Source organism: Nocardia sp. NPDC050413, from assembly GCF_040655475.1.
GTDB classification, from domain to species: Bacteria; Actinomycetota; Actinomycetes; order Mycobacteriales; family Mycobacteriaceae; genus Nocardia; species Nocardia coubleae.
Map to the genome: position 1 here is coordinate 496,772 of NZ_JBFAJZ010000001.1, position 17,130 is coordinate 513,901.

Here is a 17,130-nt window from a genome sequence, read left to right on the forward strand (position 1 = left end):
GTGCGCCGAACACGCACCGGCTCAGTCTCTTTCAGCGCAGATCGCGGCGACGGTAGGCGAACAAGCCCACCGCGATACCGGTTCCCGCGACCGCGAGCAACCAGACGATCGGGGTGGCGGTGAACTCCGCACCCGGCAGCTTCGGCGGATGAACGAACGGCACGAGATCGAGCACCCACTGCGGGAAGCTGCCCAATGAGCCGAGCAGGAACCCGACGACCATCGCGCTCAACACACCCCAGCTCAGCGGTGCGAACCGGGGCAGGGCGCCGACGAGCAGCACCGCGACGGCGGTGACCACCCACACGGCGGGCAGTTGTACGGCCGCCGCGGCGAGCGCCTGGCCGACCTTGCCTGCCGGGTCGCCACCCGTCGCGCCCCAGACCACACCGATCGCCAGCCCGGCGGCCAGCAGGCCAACCGCCGGTCCGCCGAGGGCGAACAGCAGATGGCTGCCCGCGTATCGGATCCGGCCGACAGCGGCCGCCAGCACGCTTTCGGTGCGACCGGTGTTCTCCTCCTCGTGCAGCCGCAGCACGGCCGACACCGAGTAGGCCGACGCTGCGGCCGCGAGCATCGCGATCGCGTAGGCGATGAACGACTTCTCCAGATCGTCCGAACCGCCGAGCGAGGTGATGACATCACGCAGCGATTCGCTGCCGTCGAGCATGTCGCCGATGCCCGTCACCGCGCCACCGATGAGCAGACCGTAGAGGGCGAATCCGGTCGTCCACGCGAGCAGCGACCCGCGCTGTAGCCGCCAGGCCAGTCCGAAGGGCCCCGACAGCCCGGCGCCCGCTGTGGCCGGTCCCAGTCGGTCGGCCACCAGGCCTGCGCCGAGATCACGGGTGCGCAGCAGTTGGTAGGCGAGCAGGGTCGTACCGGCGCCGAGGACGAGCAGCGGCACGAGTACCCACCAGCGTTCCTGGGCGAAAGGCCGGATCTGCAGGCACCAGCCCACCGGCGAAAACCACGACAGCACACCGTTTCCCGCGTCACCGACGGCGCGAACCGCGAACGCCGCACCCAGAGATCCCAGGGCGATGCCACGCGCGATCCGGGCACCCGTGCTCAACTGCGCGGCGACCGCGGCGACCGCACCCCAGACGACACCGGACCCGGCCAGTGCCGCACCGAAGGCTACCGACCCGGCGAGGGGCAGATCCGTCGCGAGCAGCGAGGCCGTACAGGCGATTCCGGCGACCGCCGACGCACCGTAGGTGAGCAGGAGCGCGCCGGTGAGGCCGGCGAACCGGCCGATGCTCGTCGCACCGACCAGTTCCGCGCGCCCGGTCTCCTCCTCGACCCGGGTATGCCGGATCACGGTGAGCACGGCCGCGATCGCGATGAGCGCGTACATGGCCCCGGCCTTCCAGGTGCCGATCGATCCGAGGGCCGAACTGAACACCGGACCGTACATGGCGACCAATGCCGGGCTGGCGGCCGTCGTCGTGGCGAAACTGTCGAGCTGTTCCTGGGTGGAGTAGAGATCCTTGATCGACACCACTTGGATCGCCGGCATGAGCCCGATCAGCAATGCCCACAGTGGGGCGACCACCCGGTCACGGCGTAGCGCGAGCCGCAGCATCTGCCCGGTGCCGGTGAATTCGTCTGCGGCACGGGATGTTCCGGTGAATCGACCGGTGGCGGTGAGCGTGCTCATGCGCGCACCTTCTCGGGCTGATCGACGTGGTAGTGGCGCAGGAACAGGTCTTCCAGCGTCGGGGGAGTGCTGGTCAGGCTCCGGACGCCCGCGTCACCGAGTACCCGGATGAGCGCGCCCAGGTTGTCGGCGTCGACCTGGCAGCGCAGGGTCGAACCGTCACGCTCCACGTCGTCGACGCCGGGTAGCGTGCTCAGATCGCCTGGGTCGCCGATCAATTCGGCGGTGATCGCGGTGCGGCTCAGGTGGCGCAGTTCGCGCAGCGAGCCGGATTCGACGGTTCGCCCCGCGCGGATGATGGTCACCCGGTCGCACAGGTGCTCCACCTCCGAGAGGATGTGGCTCGACAGCAGCACCGTCGCGCCGCGCGCCGCCGCGTCCCGCACACATTCCTGAAAGACTTGCTCCATCAACGGATCCAGGCCCGAGGTCGGTTCGTCGAGGATCAGCAGGTCGGCCTCGGCGGAGAACGCCGACACCAGCGCAACCTTCTGCCGGTTGCCCTTGGAATAGGTGCGTGCCTTCTTGGTCGGGTCGAGTTCGAAGCGCTCGATCAGCTCGGCGCGGCGCGCCTGGTCGAGGCCACCGCGCATGCGGGCGAGCAGGTCGATGGTTTCCCCGCCCGACAGCGACGGCCACAGCGTGACATCGCCCGGCACATAAGCGATCCGCTCGTGCAGCGACACCGCGTCGGCCCACGGGTCACGGCCGAACAACTGCGCCGAACCGCCGGTCGCCCGGAGCACGCCGAGCAGGATGCGGATGGTGGTGGACTTGCCCGCACCGTTGGGTCCGAGGAACCCGTGGATCTCACCGGGCCCGACCTGGAGGTCGAGCCCGTCGAGAGCGGTGAAGCGACCGAAAGTTTTGCGCAGGTCCCGGGTTTCGACGACCTGCTGGGTGGGGGACGGCATTGCTACTCCTCGAGGAGAGAGTCGAGCAGAGACGGGTCGGTCAGCATGCCTTGGGTGTAGAGCTCGACGGCCGGGAAGGTGAGTTCGGTGGACAGCTCGCGAATCGCCTTGCGGTAGTCGAGTTTTCCCTCGCGCTGACTACGCATCTGCAGATAGAGGTTCATGGCTCCGACATGGCAGAGCACCAGATAGCGGGCACGCGCCACGGGATCGTGGCTCGGTTTGATGCGGCCTTCGTCGACGGCGGTCTGGGTGTACTGCACGGCGTCGTCGATCATGTGCTCGAGCAGCGACTCGGCAAGCGGTCCGCCGGCCTGGAAGCTGCGCAGCATGTAGGCCACCAAGGGTGCGTAGATCTCGATCTCGGCCAACGCGTCGAGCATCCCGGTCGGACCGGTGGCGCGGATGGCCCGCAACTTCTCGTCGCGGATGATCTCGATCACTCGTTCGTCGCACGCCGCGCGCAGGCCGTCCTTGGACCCGAAGTGGTGATTGACCAAGCCCGGTGACACCCCGGCGGCAGTGGCGATGGCACGCACGCCGACACCGAATCCCTGCTCTCCGAACAGGTCGATCGCGGCGTCACGGATGCGCGCGGCCGTGCTCAGGTCAGTGGGGGATCCTTGCGAAACGGGCTGTTGGTTAAACACATGTTCAATATACTAAACGAGTGTTCAATCGGTCCACAAGAGGGTGTGCGAGGGAGTTTCGCCGCCGCCGGTACGTCGCCGACCGGGCTATGGTCGAAGGCATGGCTACCGGCACATCGACGACGGCAGAACACCTCCGCGCAGCGCTGGACGGACCGTGGCGCGCGGTCAGGGAACAGGCACGCACCCAGCTCGCGGACGACCGCTTCACCGGCGATCCCGACCTCGATCTGAAGGACGCCCGTGCACGGGTGCTCGAGCAGATGCGAGTGATCGCGGGAATGGGTTACCCCGAGCGTGGGTTCCGCCCCGAGAACGGTGGCACCGGCGATCCGGGCGGCGCGGTCACCGGTCTCGAGATGCTGGCCTACGCCGACCTCTCGCTGTGGGTGAAATCCGGCGTCCAGTGGGGCCTGTTCGGCGGCGCGGTGGAGAACCTCGGCACCGAGCGGCACCGCGACTACATCAAGCGACTCATCTCCCTCGACCTGCTCGGCTGTTTCGCGATGACCGAGTCCGGGCACGGCAGCGATGTCGCGGTGCTCGAGACCACGGCCACCTATGACCCGGCCACTCAGGAATTCGTGGTCAACACCCCGACCCCGTCGGCGCGCAAGGACTACATCGGTGGCGCCGCCGAGCACGCCCGGATGGCGGCGGTGTTCGCCCAGCTCGTCACCGAGGGCAAGAGCCAGGGCGTGCACTGCTTCCTGGTGCCCATCCGCGACGAGAACGGCGCCGACCTGCCCGGTGTCACCACCTCCGACGACGGCCGCAAGGGTGGACTGCCCGGTGTAGACAACGGCCGCATCGTGTTCGACAACGTGCGCATCCCGCGCGAGAACCTGCTCAACCGCTACGCCGATGTCGCGCCGGACGGCACCTACAGCTCCGAGATCGAGAACCCGAGCAGGCGCTTCTTCACGACGCTCGGCACGCTGGTGCGCGGACGGGTGAGCGTCGGCGGCGCCGCCGCGGCGGGTGCGCGCGTGGCGCTGAGCATCGCGGTGCGCTACGCCCTGGCCCGGCGTCAGTTCGCCGACCCCGACACCGGTGCGGAAACCCTGCTGCTGGACTACCGCAGCCACCAGCGCAGGCTGCTGCCGCTGGTGGCGAAGTCGTTCGCGCTGGCCTTCGCCCAGAACGACCTGGTGCGCCGGATGGACCTGGTCCAGCGTGGCGCCGAGATCGAGCCCGGTGCGCAGCGTTCGCTGGAGAAGCGCGCCGCGGGTCTGAAGGTCGCCCAGACCCGGCACGCCACGCGCGCCATCCAGGAATGCCGCGAAGCCTGCGGCGGCGCCGGGTATCTCACCGAGAATCGTCTCGTGACGCTCAAGGCCGACACCGACGTGTTCACCACCTTCGAGGGCGACAATGTGGTCCTCACCCAGCTGGTCGCCAAGGAACTGCTCACCGCCTACGCCGACGAGGTCCGCGACCTGGACGCACTCGGCTGGGTGCGCTTCGCCGCGACGATGGCAGGCGACGTGGTCCGCCGCAATACCGGTGTGCGCCAACTGATTCAGACGCTGCGCGACCGCAACGACGAATCGGTCGACGAGGGTGACCTGTCCAAGCGCGACGTGCAGCTGCAGTTGTTCGCCGACCGTGAGGACTACCTGCTGCGCACCGCCGCGCACCGGCTGCGGGCCCGCGCCGAGGACACCGGTCCGTTCGAGGCGTTCAACAACGCCCAGGACCACATCCTCGCCGCAGGCGCCGCCCACATCGACCGGCTGGTGCTCGAGGAGTTCGTCGACGGGATCGCCACCATCGAGGATCCCGATGCCAGGGCACTGGCCGAAACCGTCTGCGACCTCTACGTGTATTCCTCGCTGGAGGAAAACCTGTCGTGGTACATCATGCACCGGTTCATGTCGGTGGAGCGGGCCAAGGCGGTTCGTCGCGGAGTGAACGAGCTCGTCGACCGGCTGCGTCCCGACGCTCTCACGCTGGTGGAGGCGATGGGTGTGCCGGAGTCGATGCTGCGGGCCGAGATGTTGCACGACGCCAGCGTTTTCGACCGCACCTGACAGCCCACACCCCCGCCACGGCGAGGGTGACCGCTGCCGCCGCGCCACCGAAGACATCGGTGGCGTGGTGGTAGCCCCGCTCGATCATCCCCAGGGTGACCGGGACGAGCATCAGCGCGGTGAGCGCGGCGACCACAAGCCGCGCCCGGGTGCTCGTCACCAGACACGCGAATGTCGTTGTGACCGCGACCAAGTGGACGGTGTGACCGCTCGGATAGGCGAGATAGTCGTGTAACTGCCTGTCCCACAAAGGTTTCAACAACCACGTATTGATCGTCACCGCGACCTCCGGGACGACGAGCATCGTCGCCGCGCGCGACCACTGGCGCCGCACCAGGAACCAGCAGCAAAACCCCAGCAACCCGATCAGCACGGTCGCGCCGTTGCTCGGCGACACCAGAATCGAGCCCCATTCGGGGGAGACCGAACGCTGCACCGGCTCGGCGATCGCCCGGTCGATATCGGTCGCCCCGTCGTCGGCCGGAAACGTCAGCGGGATCAGAGCGGTGACGCTCGCGCAGGCCGCGAGGACGGTTGTGCGAAGTGCCTGGCCGGGGTGGATCACGGCCCCGACGATAGCGTTCGGCTCAGGCAGGCCCGTAGGTGAGCACGGCGGTGACCACGAACCACAGCACCCACACGATCGCGATGATCATGCCGACGGCGAGGGTGATCCGCAGGAACGCGCGCCCGAAATCGAGATCGCCACCGACCCGGGGATACAGCTTCCACGGGCTGTACCAGGGTGCGACGAGACCGCGCCGCGACTGCGCCTCCTGCTCGAGCCGTGCCTGCTCCTCCGCGTACGCCTCGGCCTGGGCCTGGGTGGGCCCGCCGTGCCACAGCGTCACATCGATCGGCCCGAGGAAGCCCTCGTTGAGCAGATCCTGCGGGGCGGGCAGGTACGGCAGGATGCCGAGGCCACGGAACGCGATGGCGATGTCGTTGGCCGTCCACCGGTTGTGTTCCTTCTCGGCGAGCACCTCGAAATACTGCTCGAGCCGGTAGGGATCGTCGGTGACGACCACGTCGAAACTCGGGTCGTGCCAACCCTGATGGATGTCGATATCGGCGCCGGGCTGCGGCACGATCAAGCCGAGACCGTGCACCGCACGCTGTCCGAGCCCCCGCGCGGCGAGGTAGTCCTGCAGCGCGAAGGTGTGTTCCCTGGAGCGTTCCAGCGGCGTCGACTTCTCACCACCGGCGAACTGCGCCAGTTCACCGGAGACCATCCACGGGCCGTTGAGCGGGATCTCGAGGACACCGTGCTGGGTGGCGGTGAACGTTTCGGCCTCGATCACCACACAGCTGGTCGGCGTCCACACCACCGCGTCGAACTGGTGCAGCCGATCGTTGTGGAACAGGCTGCAGTTGATGGTGGCGACACCGTGCGGACTCGACGGGTCCTTCCAGGTGCGCAGCCAATTGATCAGAGCCCGCTCGGCATCGGTGCCTGCCGCATTCTGCACGCGCACGAGCATGGAGGTCCGCCCTTCTTGGTCGGTGGCGCCGCAAGCCGAGAACCGTTGGCGTACATCGTAGCTCGCCGGCGTGCCGATGCCGGTCAGGATGCGGCCGGTGCCTGGTCGGCGCCGCGCGGCTCAGCTGGGCTCGGCGGCGATCTTGCCGGCCTCGACGGCGGCGACGAGCTGCGCGTGATCGGCTTCGGTGCGGTCGGCGTAGCGCACCGCGAAGCGTGCCACGGCCTCCTCGAAGCGGTCGTCGTCGGCACCGTCGCCGTCCAGGTATCCGGCCAGCGTGCGCGGATCGAGCGAGCGCGCGTGCGCCCGCGCCAGCAGGGCGCCCGCCAGCCTGCCGTAGTCGTCGAGATCGTCGGCGGACAACTCGGTCGGGGCGATGGCACCCTTGAAGTTGCGGAACTGACGCACGATGAACGGCAGTGGCGTGTCGAACTCGACGGTCGTCCAGCCGAGCAGGATGTCGGTGTCGGACTGCACGCTGCGCGCCCCGGCGACGATGCGTTCGCCCTCGTGCCGGTGCGTGGTCGCCGGAAGGAACGGCGCCAGCGCGGACGGCCTCGCCTGTTTGGCCTGCAGCACCAGCGACTCGCCGTCGTTGCCGTGCAGCAGCACCACGTAACTGTGCAGGCCCACGCTGCCGGTGCCGACGATCCGGAACGCGACATCGGAGACCACGAACCGCGACAGCAGCGTGCGCCGCGATTCCCGGATGGTGCCGGCGTAGCGTTCCAGCCCGTCGATCACCGCCTCGCGGACGTGCTCGTCGGCCGGGGTGAGGACCGGCGGGTCGCTGATGAAGCAGTGCCTGCGGATGCCGGTCTCGTGATCGTCGATGTGCTCGGTGAGTTTCGCGACCACTTTCGCGCTGGTGTTCTTGCGCGCCTTCTTGGCGGCCTTCTTGAAGTCGTCGTGCAGGTCCTGGGCCTTGGCCTTGGTGAGAATCGACTCGTCGTGCAGATCGGTCCAGGACTGCAGGAACGGCAGCTCGGCGAGGCCTGCGACGGTCCGGCGGTAGGAGGCCGCGGCGTCGCGGGCGGCGCGCAGGCAGTCGTCGGCGTCGGCACCGCTCTCGCGCCCGGCCAGGACGAGGCTCGCGGCGAGGCGTTCGAGATCCCATTCCCACGGCCCGAGAATCGTCTCGTCGAAATCGTTGATATCCATCACGATCTCGCCGCGCTGGGTGCCGTAGAGGCCGAAGTTGGCGGCGTGCGCGTCGCCACAGATCTGGGCGGGCAGACCGCTGTCCGGACCGGCCGCGAGATCGGCGGCCATCAGGCCAGCCGCACCGCGGAAGAAGCTGAACGGCGAGGCCGCCATCCTGCCGATGCGCAACGGGATCAGGTGTTCCAGCCTGCCCTGATTGCTGGCCTCGACGAACTCGAGCACCCCCGGTCGGTCGGGGCTCTCGGCCGGACGATCGCGCTCGGTCACCGGCACCTTCGCGGCGGCGGCACGGCCACGGGCGCGGGCCTGCTCGGGAGAGATGGAGGAGCGCAGATCGATACCACTGTCGGACACGACTGTCGAGGTTAGCGGTTCGGCGGACGGACAGGGCCACGACCGCTCAGCTGCCGCGAAATGGGGGTGGGTTTCGGCGTGGCCGGATGGCGCGTCGGGGGGTCGGTGCGGTATGCAGGGGCGTGGCAACCGAATCGGGAACGCCTGGCACGAGCGACACCGACGGCGGTGGCGTGTTCAGCGACCGCATCCTGACCGTGCCCAACGCCCTGAGCGTGCTTCGCCTCATCGGCATCCCCGTCTTCCTGTGGTTGATGCTGGTCGAACACGCCGACGGCTGGGCTTTCGCCCTGCTGATCGCCAGCGGCTTCACCGATTTCCTCGACGGCAAACTGGCCAGACTGCTCGATCAGTCCTCGCGCCTGGGCGCCCTGCTCGACCCGTTCGTCGACCGCCTGTATCTGTTGACGACACTGGCCGCCTTCGTCCTGCGCGACCTGATTCCGTGGTGGCTGGCAGTGATCTTGATCGCTCGCGACCTTGTTCTCACCGTGACCCTGTCGGTGTACAAACGGCGTGAGCTGCCCGCGCCGGAAGTGATCTACCTGGGCAAAGCGGCGACGTTCGCGCTGATGTCGGGCCTGCCGTGGCTGCTCACCGGGGAAATGGACTGGGCGGGGGCGGGTTTCGGCTGGGCCTTCGGTTGGGCACTGTTGATCTGGGGCACCGCACTGTACGTGTGGACCGGGGTGCTCTACGCGGGTCTGGCGGTCGCGGTCGCACGATCGATACCGCCTGTGCCGCACCGAGGGAGCTAGCCGTTACTGTTGCGTGCAACGTTCACGACGAAAGGACGTCCTGTGACCCGGACCCCTGAGGATCTGCACTACACCGAGGAGCACGAATGGGTGCGGCGGACCAGCCCCACAGCGGTCCGTGTCGGTATCACCGACTACGCCCAGTCACAGCTCGGTGACGTGGTGTTCGTCCAACTGCCCGACGCCGACGCCGACGTCACGGCGGGCGAGAGCATCGCCGAGGTCGAATCGACCAAGAGCGTGTCCGACATCTACGCCCCGCTCAGCGGCAAAGTCGTTGCGGTGAACGAGGATCTGGTCCAGGCCCCGGAGACGCTCAACAGCGACCCCTACGAGGCGGGCTGGTTGTTCGAGCTCGCCTTCGACGACGCGGCGAGCCTGGACGCGGCGCTCGCCGAACTGCTGGATGCGGCGGGTTATCAAGGAGTTATCGGGGGCTGACGCAGCCTTCACAGTTCTCCCTGCACGGGCACGCCCCGGCAGGGTACGGTCAATGCCGAAGACAGCACCTGCTTGCATGGATAATCAGGTTCGAGGAGGAGAGAAACGGTGAGCGAGAACAGGGACCCGGGTTACGGGGAGACCGCGGCCGAGACGACATCGGTCTTCCGCGCGGATTTCCTCAACGAGGTCGATTCGTCGCGCTCCGGAGAGCCGGCCGGCGAACAGCCGGTGCAGGGCGTCGAGGGCCTGCCGGTCGGTGCCGCCCTCCTGGTGGTCAAGCGAGGCCCGAACGCGGGTTCGCGCTTTCTGCTCGACCAGCCGACCACGTCGGCCGGTCGCCACCCCGACAGTGACATCTTTCTCGACGACGTCACCGTCAGCCGTCGGCACGCCGAGTTCCGGCAGGACGACGACTCGTTCCAGGTGGTGGATGTGGGCAGCCTCAACGGCACCTACGTCAACCGGGAGCCGGTGGACTCCTCGGAGCTGCAGAACGGCGACGAAGTCCAGATCGGCAAGTTCCGGCTTGTCTTCCTGACGGGGCCGCGCGCGCAGGCCACCGAGTCGTCGACGGGCGCGGGTTCGCGATGACCCGTCCGGTGCTGGTGCTCGCGAAGGGCGCAGTGCTGTGACCGGGGCGGCGCAGTGGGCGCGCGGAGGGATGTCGATCGGCTCCGTGCTCGACCTGCTGCGACCAGATTTTCCCGACATCACCATCTCCAAGATCAGGTTCCTCGAATCGGAGGGCCTGATCCGGCCGGAACGGACACCGTCGGGATACCGGCGGTTCTCGGTGGCCGACTACGAACGGCTGCGCTTCGTGCTCACCGCACAGCGCGATCAGTACCTGCCGTTGAAGGTGATCAAGGAGCAGTTGGAAGCGATCGACAGCGGTGCTGCGACGTTGGGTGTGCGTGAGGCGCGAGCCCGCGCGCACTCCCTGCGTGGCGTCAAGGAGTACACCGAGGACGACGCGCCCGCCGCGCCGCGCCGCCTCGGTGTCGTTCCGGGGGAGATCACGCCCGAAGAATTACGTTTCGATGTCGCGGTGCGGCTCACCCGCGCCGATCTGCTCGCCAAGGCGGGCATCGAGGAGCGTTTCCTCGACGACCTGCTCCGCGCCGGACTCATCGTCCCCGGGGCGGGTGGGTTCTTCGAAGCCGACGCGGTGACGTTGGCGCGCGCGGCCAAGGCGATGGCCGAATTCGGTTTGGAGGCACGGCATCTGCGTGCGTTCAAGCTGGCTGCCGACCGGGAGGCGGCGCTGGTCGCCCAGATCGCCGCACCGATCGCGAAGAGCCGCGACGCCGACGCGCGGGCCCGCGCCGAGGAAACAGTTCGCGAACTGGCGGCGTTGTCATTGAACCTGCATGCGGCACTGGTGAAAGCCGCAGTGCGCAACGCGTTGGGTAGCTGACGCGCGCGAGCGCCGGGTGGCCGGATTCGCCTAGACTCGTGATACCGGGCGGGGCAGCGGTCGTGCCGTCGGCGGCGAGTATGGGAGGCAGGACAGTCGCATGAGTGAGATGCGCGTTATCGGCATCCGTGTCGAGCAGCCACAGAACCAGCCCGTGCTGCTGCTGCGGGAGGCGGCGGGCGAGCGGTATCTGCCGATCTGGATCGGGCAGGCCGAGGCCACCGCGATCGTGCTCGAGCAGGAAGGGGTCACCCCCATCCGTCCGCTCACCCACGATCTGATCAAGATTCTCATCACCGAACTCGGACACACCCTCAAGGAAGTGCGGATCGTCGATCTGCAGGAGGGCACCTTCTACGCCGATCTGGTCTTCGACGGCGACCTGCGGGTCTCGGCCAGACCGTCGGACTCGGTGGCCATCGCGTTGCGCGTGGGATGCCCGATCTTCGCCGAGGAGCCGGTGCTCGCCGAGGCCGGGCTGGTGATGCCCGACGAGCGCGAGGACGAGGTCGAGAAGTTCAAGGAGTTCCTCGACTCGGTGTCTCCCGACGATTTCAAGGCGACCGACAGCTAGGGCCGGACTATTTTCTGACCCTGAAGTAGAGGTCGAGGGAATCGCCGCTCACGGTGCTTGGTCTGATGACCGTATGGGTCCGACAATGACAGGAGTAACCTCGAAAGTCGGGCAACATCCGTCGTGACTCCGGTACTCGAGAACGTCGGCAGAGCAAGGAGCGGTCAGTGGAAGAGCAAACGCAGGATGTAGTGCAGCCTGGCTTGTTCCCGGACGACTCGGTTCCGGATGATCTGGTCGGTTACCGGGTGCCGAGCGCGTGTCAGGTCGCGGGAATCACCTACCGTCAGCTCGACTACTGGGCGCGGACCGGGTTGGTCGTCCCGTCGATCCGGGGCGCGGCGGGATCGGGGAGCCAGCGGCTGTACTCGTTCAAGGACATCCTTGTCCTCAAGATCGTGAAGCGCCTGCTGGACGCGGGCATCTCTTTACAGAACATCCGGATCGCCGTCGATCACCTGCGCAGTCGTGGCGTGGGCGATCTGGCCGGGATCACCCTGTTCTCCGACGGCACCTCGGTGTACGAATGCACCTCACCCGAGGAAGTCGTCGATTTACTGCAGGGCGGGCAGGGCGTCTTCGGAATCGCGGTCAGCGGCGCCATGCGGGAACTGACCGGCGCCATCGCGGACTTCCCCGCCGAACGAGCCACCGCCATCACCGACCGCCCGGAGGACGAACTGTCCTACCGGCGCAAGGCCAGGGAAAACCGCAAGACGGGCTAGCTCGCGCTGCCCTGTCGGCGCCACGACGCCGAGCTCGTCATCTGGCCCGCCTACCGAATGTTCGACAGGCCGGCGGCCTGGTGTGCGGCCGCCAGTACGATTGTGCGGCCGCGACGACGAGAAAGGGGGCGCGAGATGGCACGTACCTTGGTCTCCGACCAAGCCGGCCGCGAGACTCGCACACGGATCCTGAAGGCAGCGCTCGAGCAGTTCTCCGAACGGGGCTATGCGGGAACCTCGATCACCGCTGTCGCGAAGGCGGCCGGACTGTCCGCACCCGGTGTCCTGCACCATTTTCCGGACAAGCAGACATTGCTGACCGCGGTGTTGGAAGACCGAGGAAGACTCGTAGCAGACGAGCAGGAGATCAGTTACGAGGATCTCAGCCTGGCCGACGCGCTCGAACTCATGGTGCACACCGTCGAGGAGAACGTGCACGATCGCGCGGTCATCCGTTTGGAGCACCTGTGCGCGCTCGCTCCCGGCGACGGTTCGGAGTTGGCGGCGAAATGGTCGCGCCTGCGACTGGATCGATTGCGTGCCGCTGCGGAGGTGGTGGCCGACCGCGCTCTGGGTGACGGTGAGGTGTCGGCCGTCGAGCGGGACGACATCACCGACATGGCTGATCTGATCATCGCCACCCTCGTCGGGTTGGAACATCTGTGGCTGCTGGACGACACCTTCGACATGGTCGCGGGAATGCGGACGTTCACCCGCATGCTCGCCAACCAATTCGGGATTTCGGTCCCGGGAGCCTGAACTACGAGCTTACTTAACGCTTTGTAAGCCAGCTTTGCTTTTCGATCACCGCCTGTGCCACACTCGTCCGATCTTGTTGTGAGCACGAGGCGGGAATGGCACGTGAAATTCGAGTGGATTCATTTTACGAGGGCGCTGACCGCGGTCGCGGTGTTGGCTTTGTCCGCTATGGCGGCCCCGGGAGTTGCGAACACTGCATCCGGCGACGTCAGCATCACCCCGGTGTGGTTCGACATCGCCACCGGTCCCGACGGCGCCGAAAAGTGCGTGATCGAGGGTGACCTGTACCGTCCGTCCAGCGCCTCGTCGGCACAGCCGGTCCCGGCCGTTCTTTCGACCAACGGCTTCGGACTGTCCAAGGAGGGCCTGTCGGGAACCGGCACGATGCTCGCCGAGCAAGGCTATGCCGCTCTGATGTATTCAGGTCTGGGATTCGGAGAGTCGACCTGTACGGTCGGTCTCGACAATCCCGAATGGGATGGCCGTGCCGCGCAGCAATTGGTGAGTTTCCTAGGCGGCGCGACGGGAATCGCGTATACCGATCCCGCATTGAAAAAGCCGGCAGCCGCTGTCGACTTCATCCGAACCGACCGGCAGAGCACCTCCGGTGAAACGCTCGCCCACGACCCACGGGTCGGAATGCTGGGCGGATCCTACGGTGGCGCAGTGCAATTCGCCGCCGCGGCGACCGACCCGCGCATCGACACCATCGTGCCGATGATCACCTGGAACGATCTGAGTTACTCCCTGTCGCCCGACGGTGCTGTCGGCCCCGCCGCCCGCGGCAAAGGAGGAACCGGCGCAACCAAATCCGCATGGGTGGTCGGCCTCGCGGCCATCGGGGTGTTGTCTCCCGGACTCGAGGGTTACCTCGCAGATCCGTCGCGGATACTCCCGTGCCCCAATTTCGCCGACCCGGTGTGCGCCGCACTGGGTGTCTCGCTCGCCCAGGGTTATGCCGGGGTCGAGGAAACCGAGTATTTGCAGTCGACCTCGGTCGCCCGGTACATCGACAAGGTGCGGGTGCCGGTGCTGCTGATGCAGGCACAACAGGATTCCTTGTTCGACCTGCAGGAGGCCACCGCCACTTACCGCGGGTTGAAGCAGCGCGGGGTCGAAGTGAACATGATCTGGCACTTCCGCGGACACGGCGCCGAGGCGATTCCCGGCGAGCTGGACGAACTGGCACCGAACCGCGACACCGACTACCTGGTTTCGCGCTACATGGATTGGTTCGACCGCCACCTCGAAGACGAGCAGTCGGCGCCGGCGCCGGAATTCTCCTGGTTCCGCGACTGGGTCTCCTACGAGGGCAACGCCGAACCGGCGTACGCCACCGCGCCCAGCCTCGATCAGGCGGCTGCTCTCACCGACCTTCCGCTCGGCGGCGGTGTTCTACCCCTCCGTTCGGGCCCGGGTGCCACCCCCGAGGCGGCGGCCTCCTGGACCAGTGAGCCGCTCACCGACACCCTCGTGCAGGTAGGGGCGCCGCGAGTGGCCCTGACGGTGTCCGGGGCCGCGTCGGCGACCGCTGCGGAGGCTCCGGTGCTGTTCGTGACCGTGTACGACCTCGCCCCCGACGGCACCGCGACACGCGTCGGCAACACCGTCCCCACGCGCGTCGGCACCGACGCCTCCGTCGAGGTCACGGTGCCCGCTGCCGTGCACCGTTTCGAGCCGGGTCACCGCGTCCGGGTCGAGGCGGCGGGGACGGCCCAGGGTTTCCGCCATGGACTCGCGCCACGCGATATCTCGGTCGCCGTCACCAGCCTCGGCCTGCCGCTCGCTGCGGGGGAATAGCGGCTGGTGACGTCGCCCACTGTCCGCGGCGCCGGTCGAGCAGTCAGAAGGTGCCGTGGGCGGGCGGCAGACTGTTGTGGAGGAGGGCGCGGCCGAGATGGTGGTACTTCCAGCGAACCGGGTCGTGCAGGGTATGGGTTCTGGCATTGCGCCAGAAATGGTGCAGGTTGAGATCCGCTGCGGCACTGCGGGTTCCGCTCACCTCGAACAGTGCGCTCGACACGTCCACGGCCGCGCGGTCGGCGACGATCTTGGCCGTCGCGACGGCGAGGGACGCCTGACCGGCCGCGGTCTGTTCGTCGGTGCCCGAGAGCGGTGCTCGGATCGCCGAATCGACGGCGGTCGCCGCAGCGGTCAGGGTCGCTTCGGCCGTCGCCACCGTCACCACCAACTCACCGAATCGCTGGATCAGCAACGGGTCGTCGATGGCACGGTCGACGCCGGCCTCGAACCACGGCCGAGCGTGTTCACGCACGAATTCCGTTGCGGCGGTGAGAGCTCCGCGTGCGATACCCGTATCTATCGCGGCGTGCAGGAGCTGGGCGTACGCGCCGTAGGCGGTGGGTCCGGCGAGGGCTTTCGCCCGGGGGACGAGCTGCTCGGCGCGCACCCGTACATCGTCCAATTCGACGGTGCCGCTGCCGGTGGTGCGCTGGCCGAGGCCGTTCCAGTCGTCCACGATCCGGACGCCCGGCGTTCGGGCCGGTAGGTAGGCGATGTATTCGCCCGCGGGCAGGCCGCTGCGCGCGTCCGGGTCGTCGAGCCGGGTCAGCACGGCGAGCAGATCCGCGAACAACGAGCCGGTGCAATAGTATTTCGTGCCGTCGATCCGGAATTCGTCGTCCACCGGACGCAGCGTGGTCGAGATATCGGTGATGGTCCGGCCACCGCGCTCGGACTGGGCATTGGCGATGCGCGTACCGTCGAGCACCGCTCGAAAGTATTCGCGTCGCTGTCCCTCCGTGCCGGCCAGTCGCAACAGATTCAGATAGACGAAATGACTGTGTGGGATCTGCGCGATGTTCGGATCGGCCACCGCCAACAGCCGCACCACTTCCGTGACCACGCTCGGCGCCAGATCGGCCCCACCGAATTCGGCGGGAACCGTGATCGCGAGCAGACCCGAGGACGCTAGCCGATCCAGCTGCGCGTAGGGCAACTCGCGGTCGCGATCACGGGCGGCGGCGCCGGGCGCGAACTCGCGGGCGAGTTCGGCCGCGACGGTCACGGCCTGGTCGGCGGAGGTGATGAGCTGGGCGGTGGCCGCGGTCATCAGCCGACCACCGTCGCGGGAACCCGGGCCGCCTCGAGTTCACGAACCAACGGCAGCACCTTCGCACCGAAGTACTCGATGTCCTCCTGGAAATGCAGGAATCCGCCGAGAATCAGGTCCACCCCGAGGTCGCGATAGGCGACGATCCGTTCGGCCACCTGCTCGGGTGTGCCGATCAGCTGCGTGCGGAATCCGTCGTTGTACTGCACGAGATCCTCGAACGACGAATCCGCCCACATACCCTTGCGGTCGCTGGTTGACGCACCCGCCTGCTGCACCGCGTCGCGGAAACCCTCGACCGCGGGCTTGTTCGCCTTCTCGATGATCTCGCGCAACGTATCGCGCGCTTCCTTCTCGGTGTCGCGGGCGATGATGAACCCGTTGAGCCCGAATTTCACCTCACGATCGTTCTCCCGGGCGACGGCTCGTAGGTCGTCGAGCTGTTCGGTGACGCCGTCGAAATCCTTGCCGTTGGAGAAATACCAGTCGGCATAGCGGCCGCCGTTGCGCCGGGCAGCCGTCGAATTACCGCCCTGGAACAGTTCGGGATTGGGCCGCTCCGGGGTGTTCAGCGGTTTCGGCTTCAAGGTGAAATCGCGAATGCGGTAGAAGTCGCCGCCGTAGTTCACCTCGTCCTCGGTCCAGATCTTGCGGATCACCTCGAGGAATTCGCCGCTGCGCCGGTACCGTTCGTCGTGCTCGAGCCACGGCTCGCCGAGCGCCTGGAATTCGCCCGCGAACCACCCTGACACCACATTGATCGCGAACCGGCCGTTCGAGAGGTGATCGGCGGTCGCGCCGAATTTCGCGAGCACCGCCGGATGCCACAGCCCGGGGTGAATGGCGGCGATCACCTTCAGCCGTTCGGTGGCCAGCAACAGTGCCAGGCTGAAGGAGGTGGATTCGTGCTGGAATTCGGCACCGTAGGAGGCGGTGTAGCGCACCTGCGAGAGGGCGTAGTCGAAGCCGTTGCGTTCGGCGGTCTGCGCGAGCTTCTTGTTGTACTCGTAATCCCAGCTGGTGCGCTGTTCGATATCGCTGGTGACGAGGCCACCGCTCACATTCGGCACCCAGTAGGCGAACTGGATCTGATCGGTGATCCGCTCGGTTGTCATAGCTGC

Annotated in this window: 16 protein-coding genes and 1 pseudogene; 9 read left to right on the forward strand and 8 right to left on the reverse strand. The window is 67.4% G+C overall.

Annotated elements, in window-relative coordinates; all coding sequences use genetic code 11:
* Window positions 1–31: 31 nt before the first annotated feature.
* Genes AB0I19_RS02415 through AB0I19_RS02425 form a run of 3 tightly spaced genes read right to left on the reverse strand, consistent with a single transcriptional unit; the run spans window position 32 to window position 3,227 of the window.
* Window positions 32–1,663 carry an ABC transporter permease gene (locus AB0I19_RS02415; protein ID WP_357143562.1) on the reverse strand — a complete coding sequence of 544 codons (1,632 nt, stop codon included), beginning with the start codon at window positions 1,661–1,663 and terminating at the stop codon, window positions 32–34.
* On the reverse strand, window positions 1,660–2,577 hold the full coding sequence (locus tag AB0I19_RS02420) for an ABC transporter ATP-binding protein (RefSeq protein ID WP_357143564.1): 918 nt from the start codon (window positions 2,575–2,577) through the stop codon (window positions 1,660–1,662). The genes AB0I19_RS02415 and AB0I19_RS02420 overlap by 4 nt, the downstream gene beginning before the upstream one ends.
* A gap of 2 nt (window positions 2,578–2,579) precedes the next feature.
* Entirely contained in the window at window positions 2,580–3,227 is a 648-nt protein-coding gene (locus AB0I19_RS02425; RefSeq protein WP_181698864.1) for a TetR family transcriptional regulator, read from the reverse strand.
* A gap of 101 nt (window positions 3,228–3,328) precedes the next feature.
* On the opposite strand from AB0I19_RS02425, the gene AB0I19_RS02430 reads away from it, so the two are divergent.
* Window positions 3,329–5,260: an acyl-CoA dehydrogenase gene (locus tag AB0I19_RS02430; RefSeq protein ID WP_357143566.1), complete on the forward strand. Its 1,932-nt coding sequence runs from the start codon at window positions 3,329–3,331 to the stop codon at window positions 5,258–5,260.
* On the opposite strand, the gene AB0I19_RS02435 is transcribed toward AB0I19_RS02430, so the two are convergent.
* The 3 genes from AB0I19_RS02435 to AB0I19_RS02445 all read right to left on the reverse strand — a co-directional run bounded on the left by AB0I19_RS02435 (window position 5,175) and on the right by AB0I19_RS02445 (window position 8,259).
* Window positions 5,175–5,825 (reverse strand): phosphatase PAP2 family protein, encoded by a 651-nt coding sequence (locus AB0I19_RS02435; protein WP_357143568.1) that lies wholly within the window; start codon window positions 5,823–5,825, stop codon window positions 5,175–5,177. The genes AB0I19_RS02430 and AB0I19_RS02435 overlap by 86 nt on opposite strands.
* A 22-nt stretch (window positions 5,826–5,847) precedes the next feature.
* Complete coding sequence (locus tag AB0I19_RS02440; RefSeq protein WP_243749953.1) at window positions 5,848–6,729, reverse strand: nuclease-related domain-containing protein; 882 nt, start codon at window positions 6,727–6,729, stop codon at window positions 5,848–5,850.
* 132 nt (window positions 6,730–6,861) lie between these two features.
* The gene (locus AB0I19_RS02445) at window positions 6,862–8,259 is read right to left on the reverse strand and encodes a DUF2252 domain-containing protein (protein WP_357143570.1); all 1,398 of its coding nucleotides are present in this window, start codon (window positions 8,257–8,259) and stop codon (window positions 6,862–6,864) included.
* Window positions 8,260–8,381: 122 nt separating this feature from the next.
* Here AB0I19_RS02445 and AB0I19_RS02450 point away from each other — a divergent pair, with 122 nt between their 5' ends.
* From AB0I19_RS02450 to AB0I19_RS02485, 8 genes and pseudogenes are all read left to right on the forward strand, one after another.
* The gene (locus AB0I19_RS02450) at window positions 8,382–9,017 is read left to right on the forward strand and encodes a CDP-alcohol phosphatidyltransferase family protein (protein ID WP_181698868.1); all 636 of its coding nucleotides are present in this window, start codon (window positions 8,382–8,384) and stop codon (window positions 9,015–9,017) included.
* Window positions 9,018–9,059: 42 nt separating this feature from the next.
* A complete protein-coding gene (gene gcvH / locus AB0I19_RS02455) occupies window positions 9,060–9,458 on the forward strand; it encodes a glycine cleavage system protein GcvH (protein WP_067488684.1) in 399 nt (132 codons plus the stop codon).
* Window positions 9,459–9,566: 108 nt separating this feature from the next.
* Window positions 9,567–10,052, forward strand: a complete 486-nt coding sequence (locus AB0I19_RS02460; RefSeq protein ID WP_067488683.1) for an FHA domain-containing protein — start codon at window positions 9,567–9,569, stop codon at window positions 10,050–10,052.
* A 70-nt stretch (window positions 10,053–10,122) separates the two neighbouring features.
* Window positions 10,123–10,878, forward strand: a complete 756-nt coding sequence (locus AB0I19_RS02465) for a MerR family transcriptional regulator (protein WP_084476286.1) — start codon at window positions 10,123–10,125, stop codon at window positions 10,876–10,878.
* Window positions 10,879–10,978: 100 nt separating this feature from the next.
* The gene (locus AB0I19_RS02470; RefSeq protein ID WP_067488679.1) at window positions 10,979–11,452 is read left to right on the forward strand and encodes a bifunctional nuclease family protein; all 474 of its coding nucleotides are present in this window, start codon (window positions 10,979–10,981) and stop codon (window positions 11,450–11,452) included.
* Window positions 11,453–11,643: 191 nt separating this feature from the next.
* A pseudogene (locus AB0I19_RS02475) lies at window positions 11,644–12,177 on the forward strand (MerR family transcriptional regulator); the annotation flags it as partial.
* Window positions 12,178–12,312: 135 nt separating this feature from the next.
* Window positions 12,313–12,936, forward strand: coding sequence for a helix-turn-helix domain-containing protein (locus AB0I19_RS02480; protein WP_357143573.1), 624 nt, complete (start codon window positions 12,313–12,315; stop codon window positions 12,934–12,936).
* Between the two features lie 222 nt (window positions 12,937–13,158).
* Window positions 13,159–14,736: a CocE/NonD family hydrolase gene (locus AB0I19_RS02485; protein ID WP_357143575.1), complete on the forward strand. Its 1,578-nt coding sequence runs from the start codon at window positions 13,159–13,161 to the stop codon at window positions 14,734–14,736.
* A gap of 43 nt (window positions 14,737–14,779) precedes the next feature.
* Here AB0I19_RS02485 and AB0I19_RS02490 read toward each other — a convergent pair whose 3' ends face one another.
* Complete coding sequence (locus AB0I19_RS02490; RefSeq protein ID WP_357143577.1) at window positions 14,780–16,009, reverse strand: SfnB family sulfur acquisition oxidoreductase; 1,230 nt, start codon at window positions 16,007–16,009, stop codon at window positions 14,780–14,782.
* The gene (gene sfnG, locus AB0I19_RS02495; protein ID WP_181698871.1) at window positions 16,009–17,124 is read right to left on the reverse strand and encodes a dimethylsulfone monooxygenase SfnG; all 1,116 of its coding nucleotides are present in this window, start codon (window positions 17,122–17,124) and stop codon (window positions 16,009–16,011) included. The genes AB0I19_RS02490 and sfnG overlap by 1 nt, the downstream gene beginning before the upstream one ends.
* Between the last annotated feature and the right edge of the window lie 6 nt (window positions 17,125–17,130).

What these genes read in the sequence shown, in the direction of transcription:
- AB0I19_RS02415 (WP_357143562.1), bottom strand. Translation starts at nt 1,663, where the DNA reads ATGAGCACGCTCACCGCCACCGGTCGATTCACCGGAACATCCCGTGCC.
- AB0I19_RS02420 (WP_357143564.1), bottom strand. Translation starts at nt 2,577, where the DNA reads ATGCCGTCCCCCACCCAGCAGGTCGTCGAAACCCGGGACCTGCGCAAA.
- AB0I19_RS02430 (WP_357143566.1), top strand. Translation starts at nt 3,329, where the DNA reads ATGGCTACCGGCACATCGACGACGGCAGAACACCTCCGCGCAGCGCTG.
- AB0I19_RS02465 (WP_084476286.1), top strand. Translation starts at nt 10,123, where the DNA reads ATGTCGATCGGCTCCGTGCTCGACCTGCTGCGACCAGATTTTCCCGAC.
- AB0I19_RS02470 (WP_067488679.1), top strand. Translation starts at nt 10,979, where the DNA reads ATGAGTGAGATGCGCGTTATCGGCATCCGTGTCGAGCAGCCACAGAAC.
- AB0I19_RS02480 (WP_357143573.1), top strand. Translation starts at nt 12,313, where the DNA reads ATGGCACGTACCTTGGTCTCCGACCAAGCCGGCCGCGAGACTCGCACA.
- AB0I19_RS02490 (WP_357143577.1), bottom strand. Translation starts at nt 16,009, where the DNA reads ATGACCGCGGCCACCGCCCAGCTCATCACCTCCGCCGACCAGGCCGTG.
- sfnG (WP_181698871.1), bottom strand. Translation starts at nt 17,124, where the DNA reads ATGACAACCGAGCGGATCACCGATCAGATCCAGTTCGCCTACTGGGTG.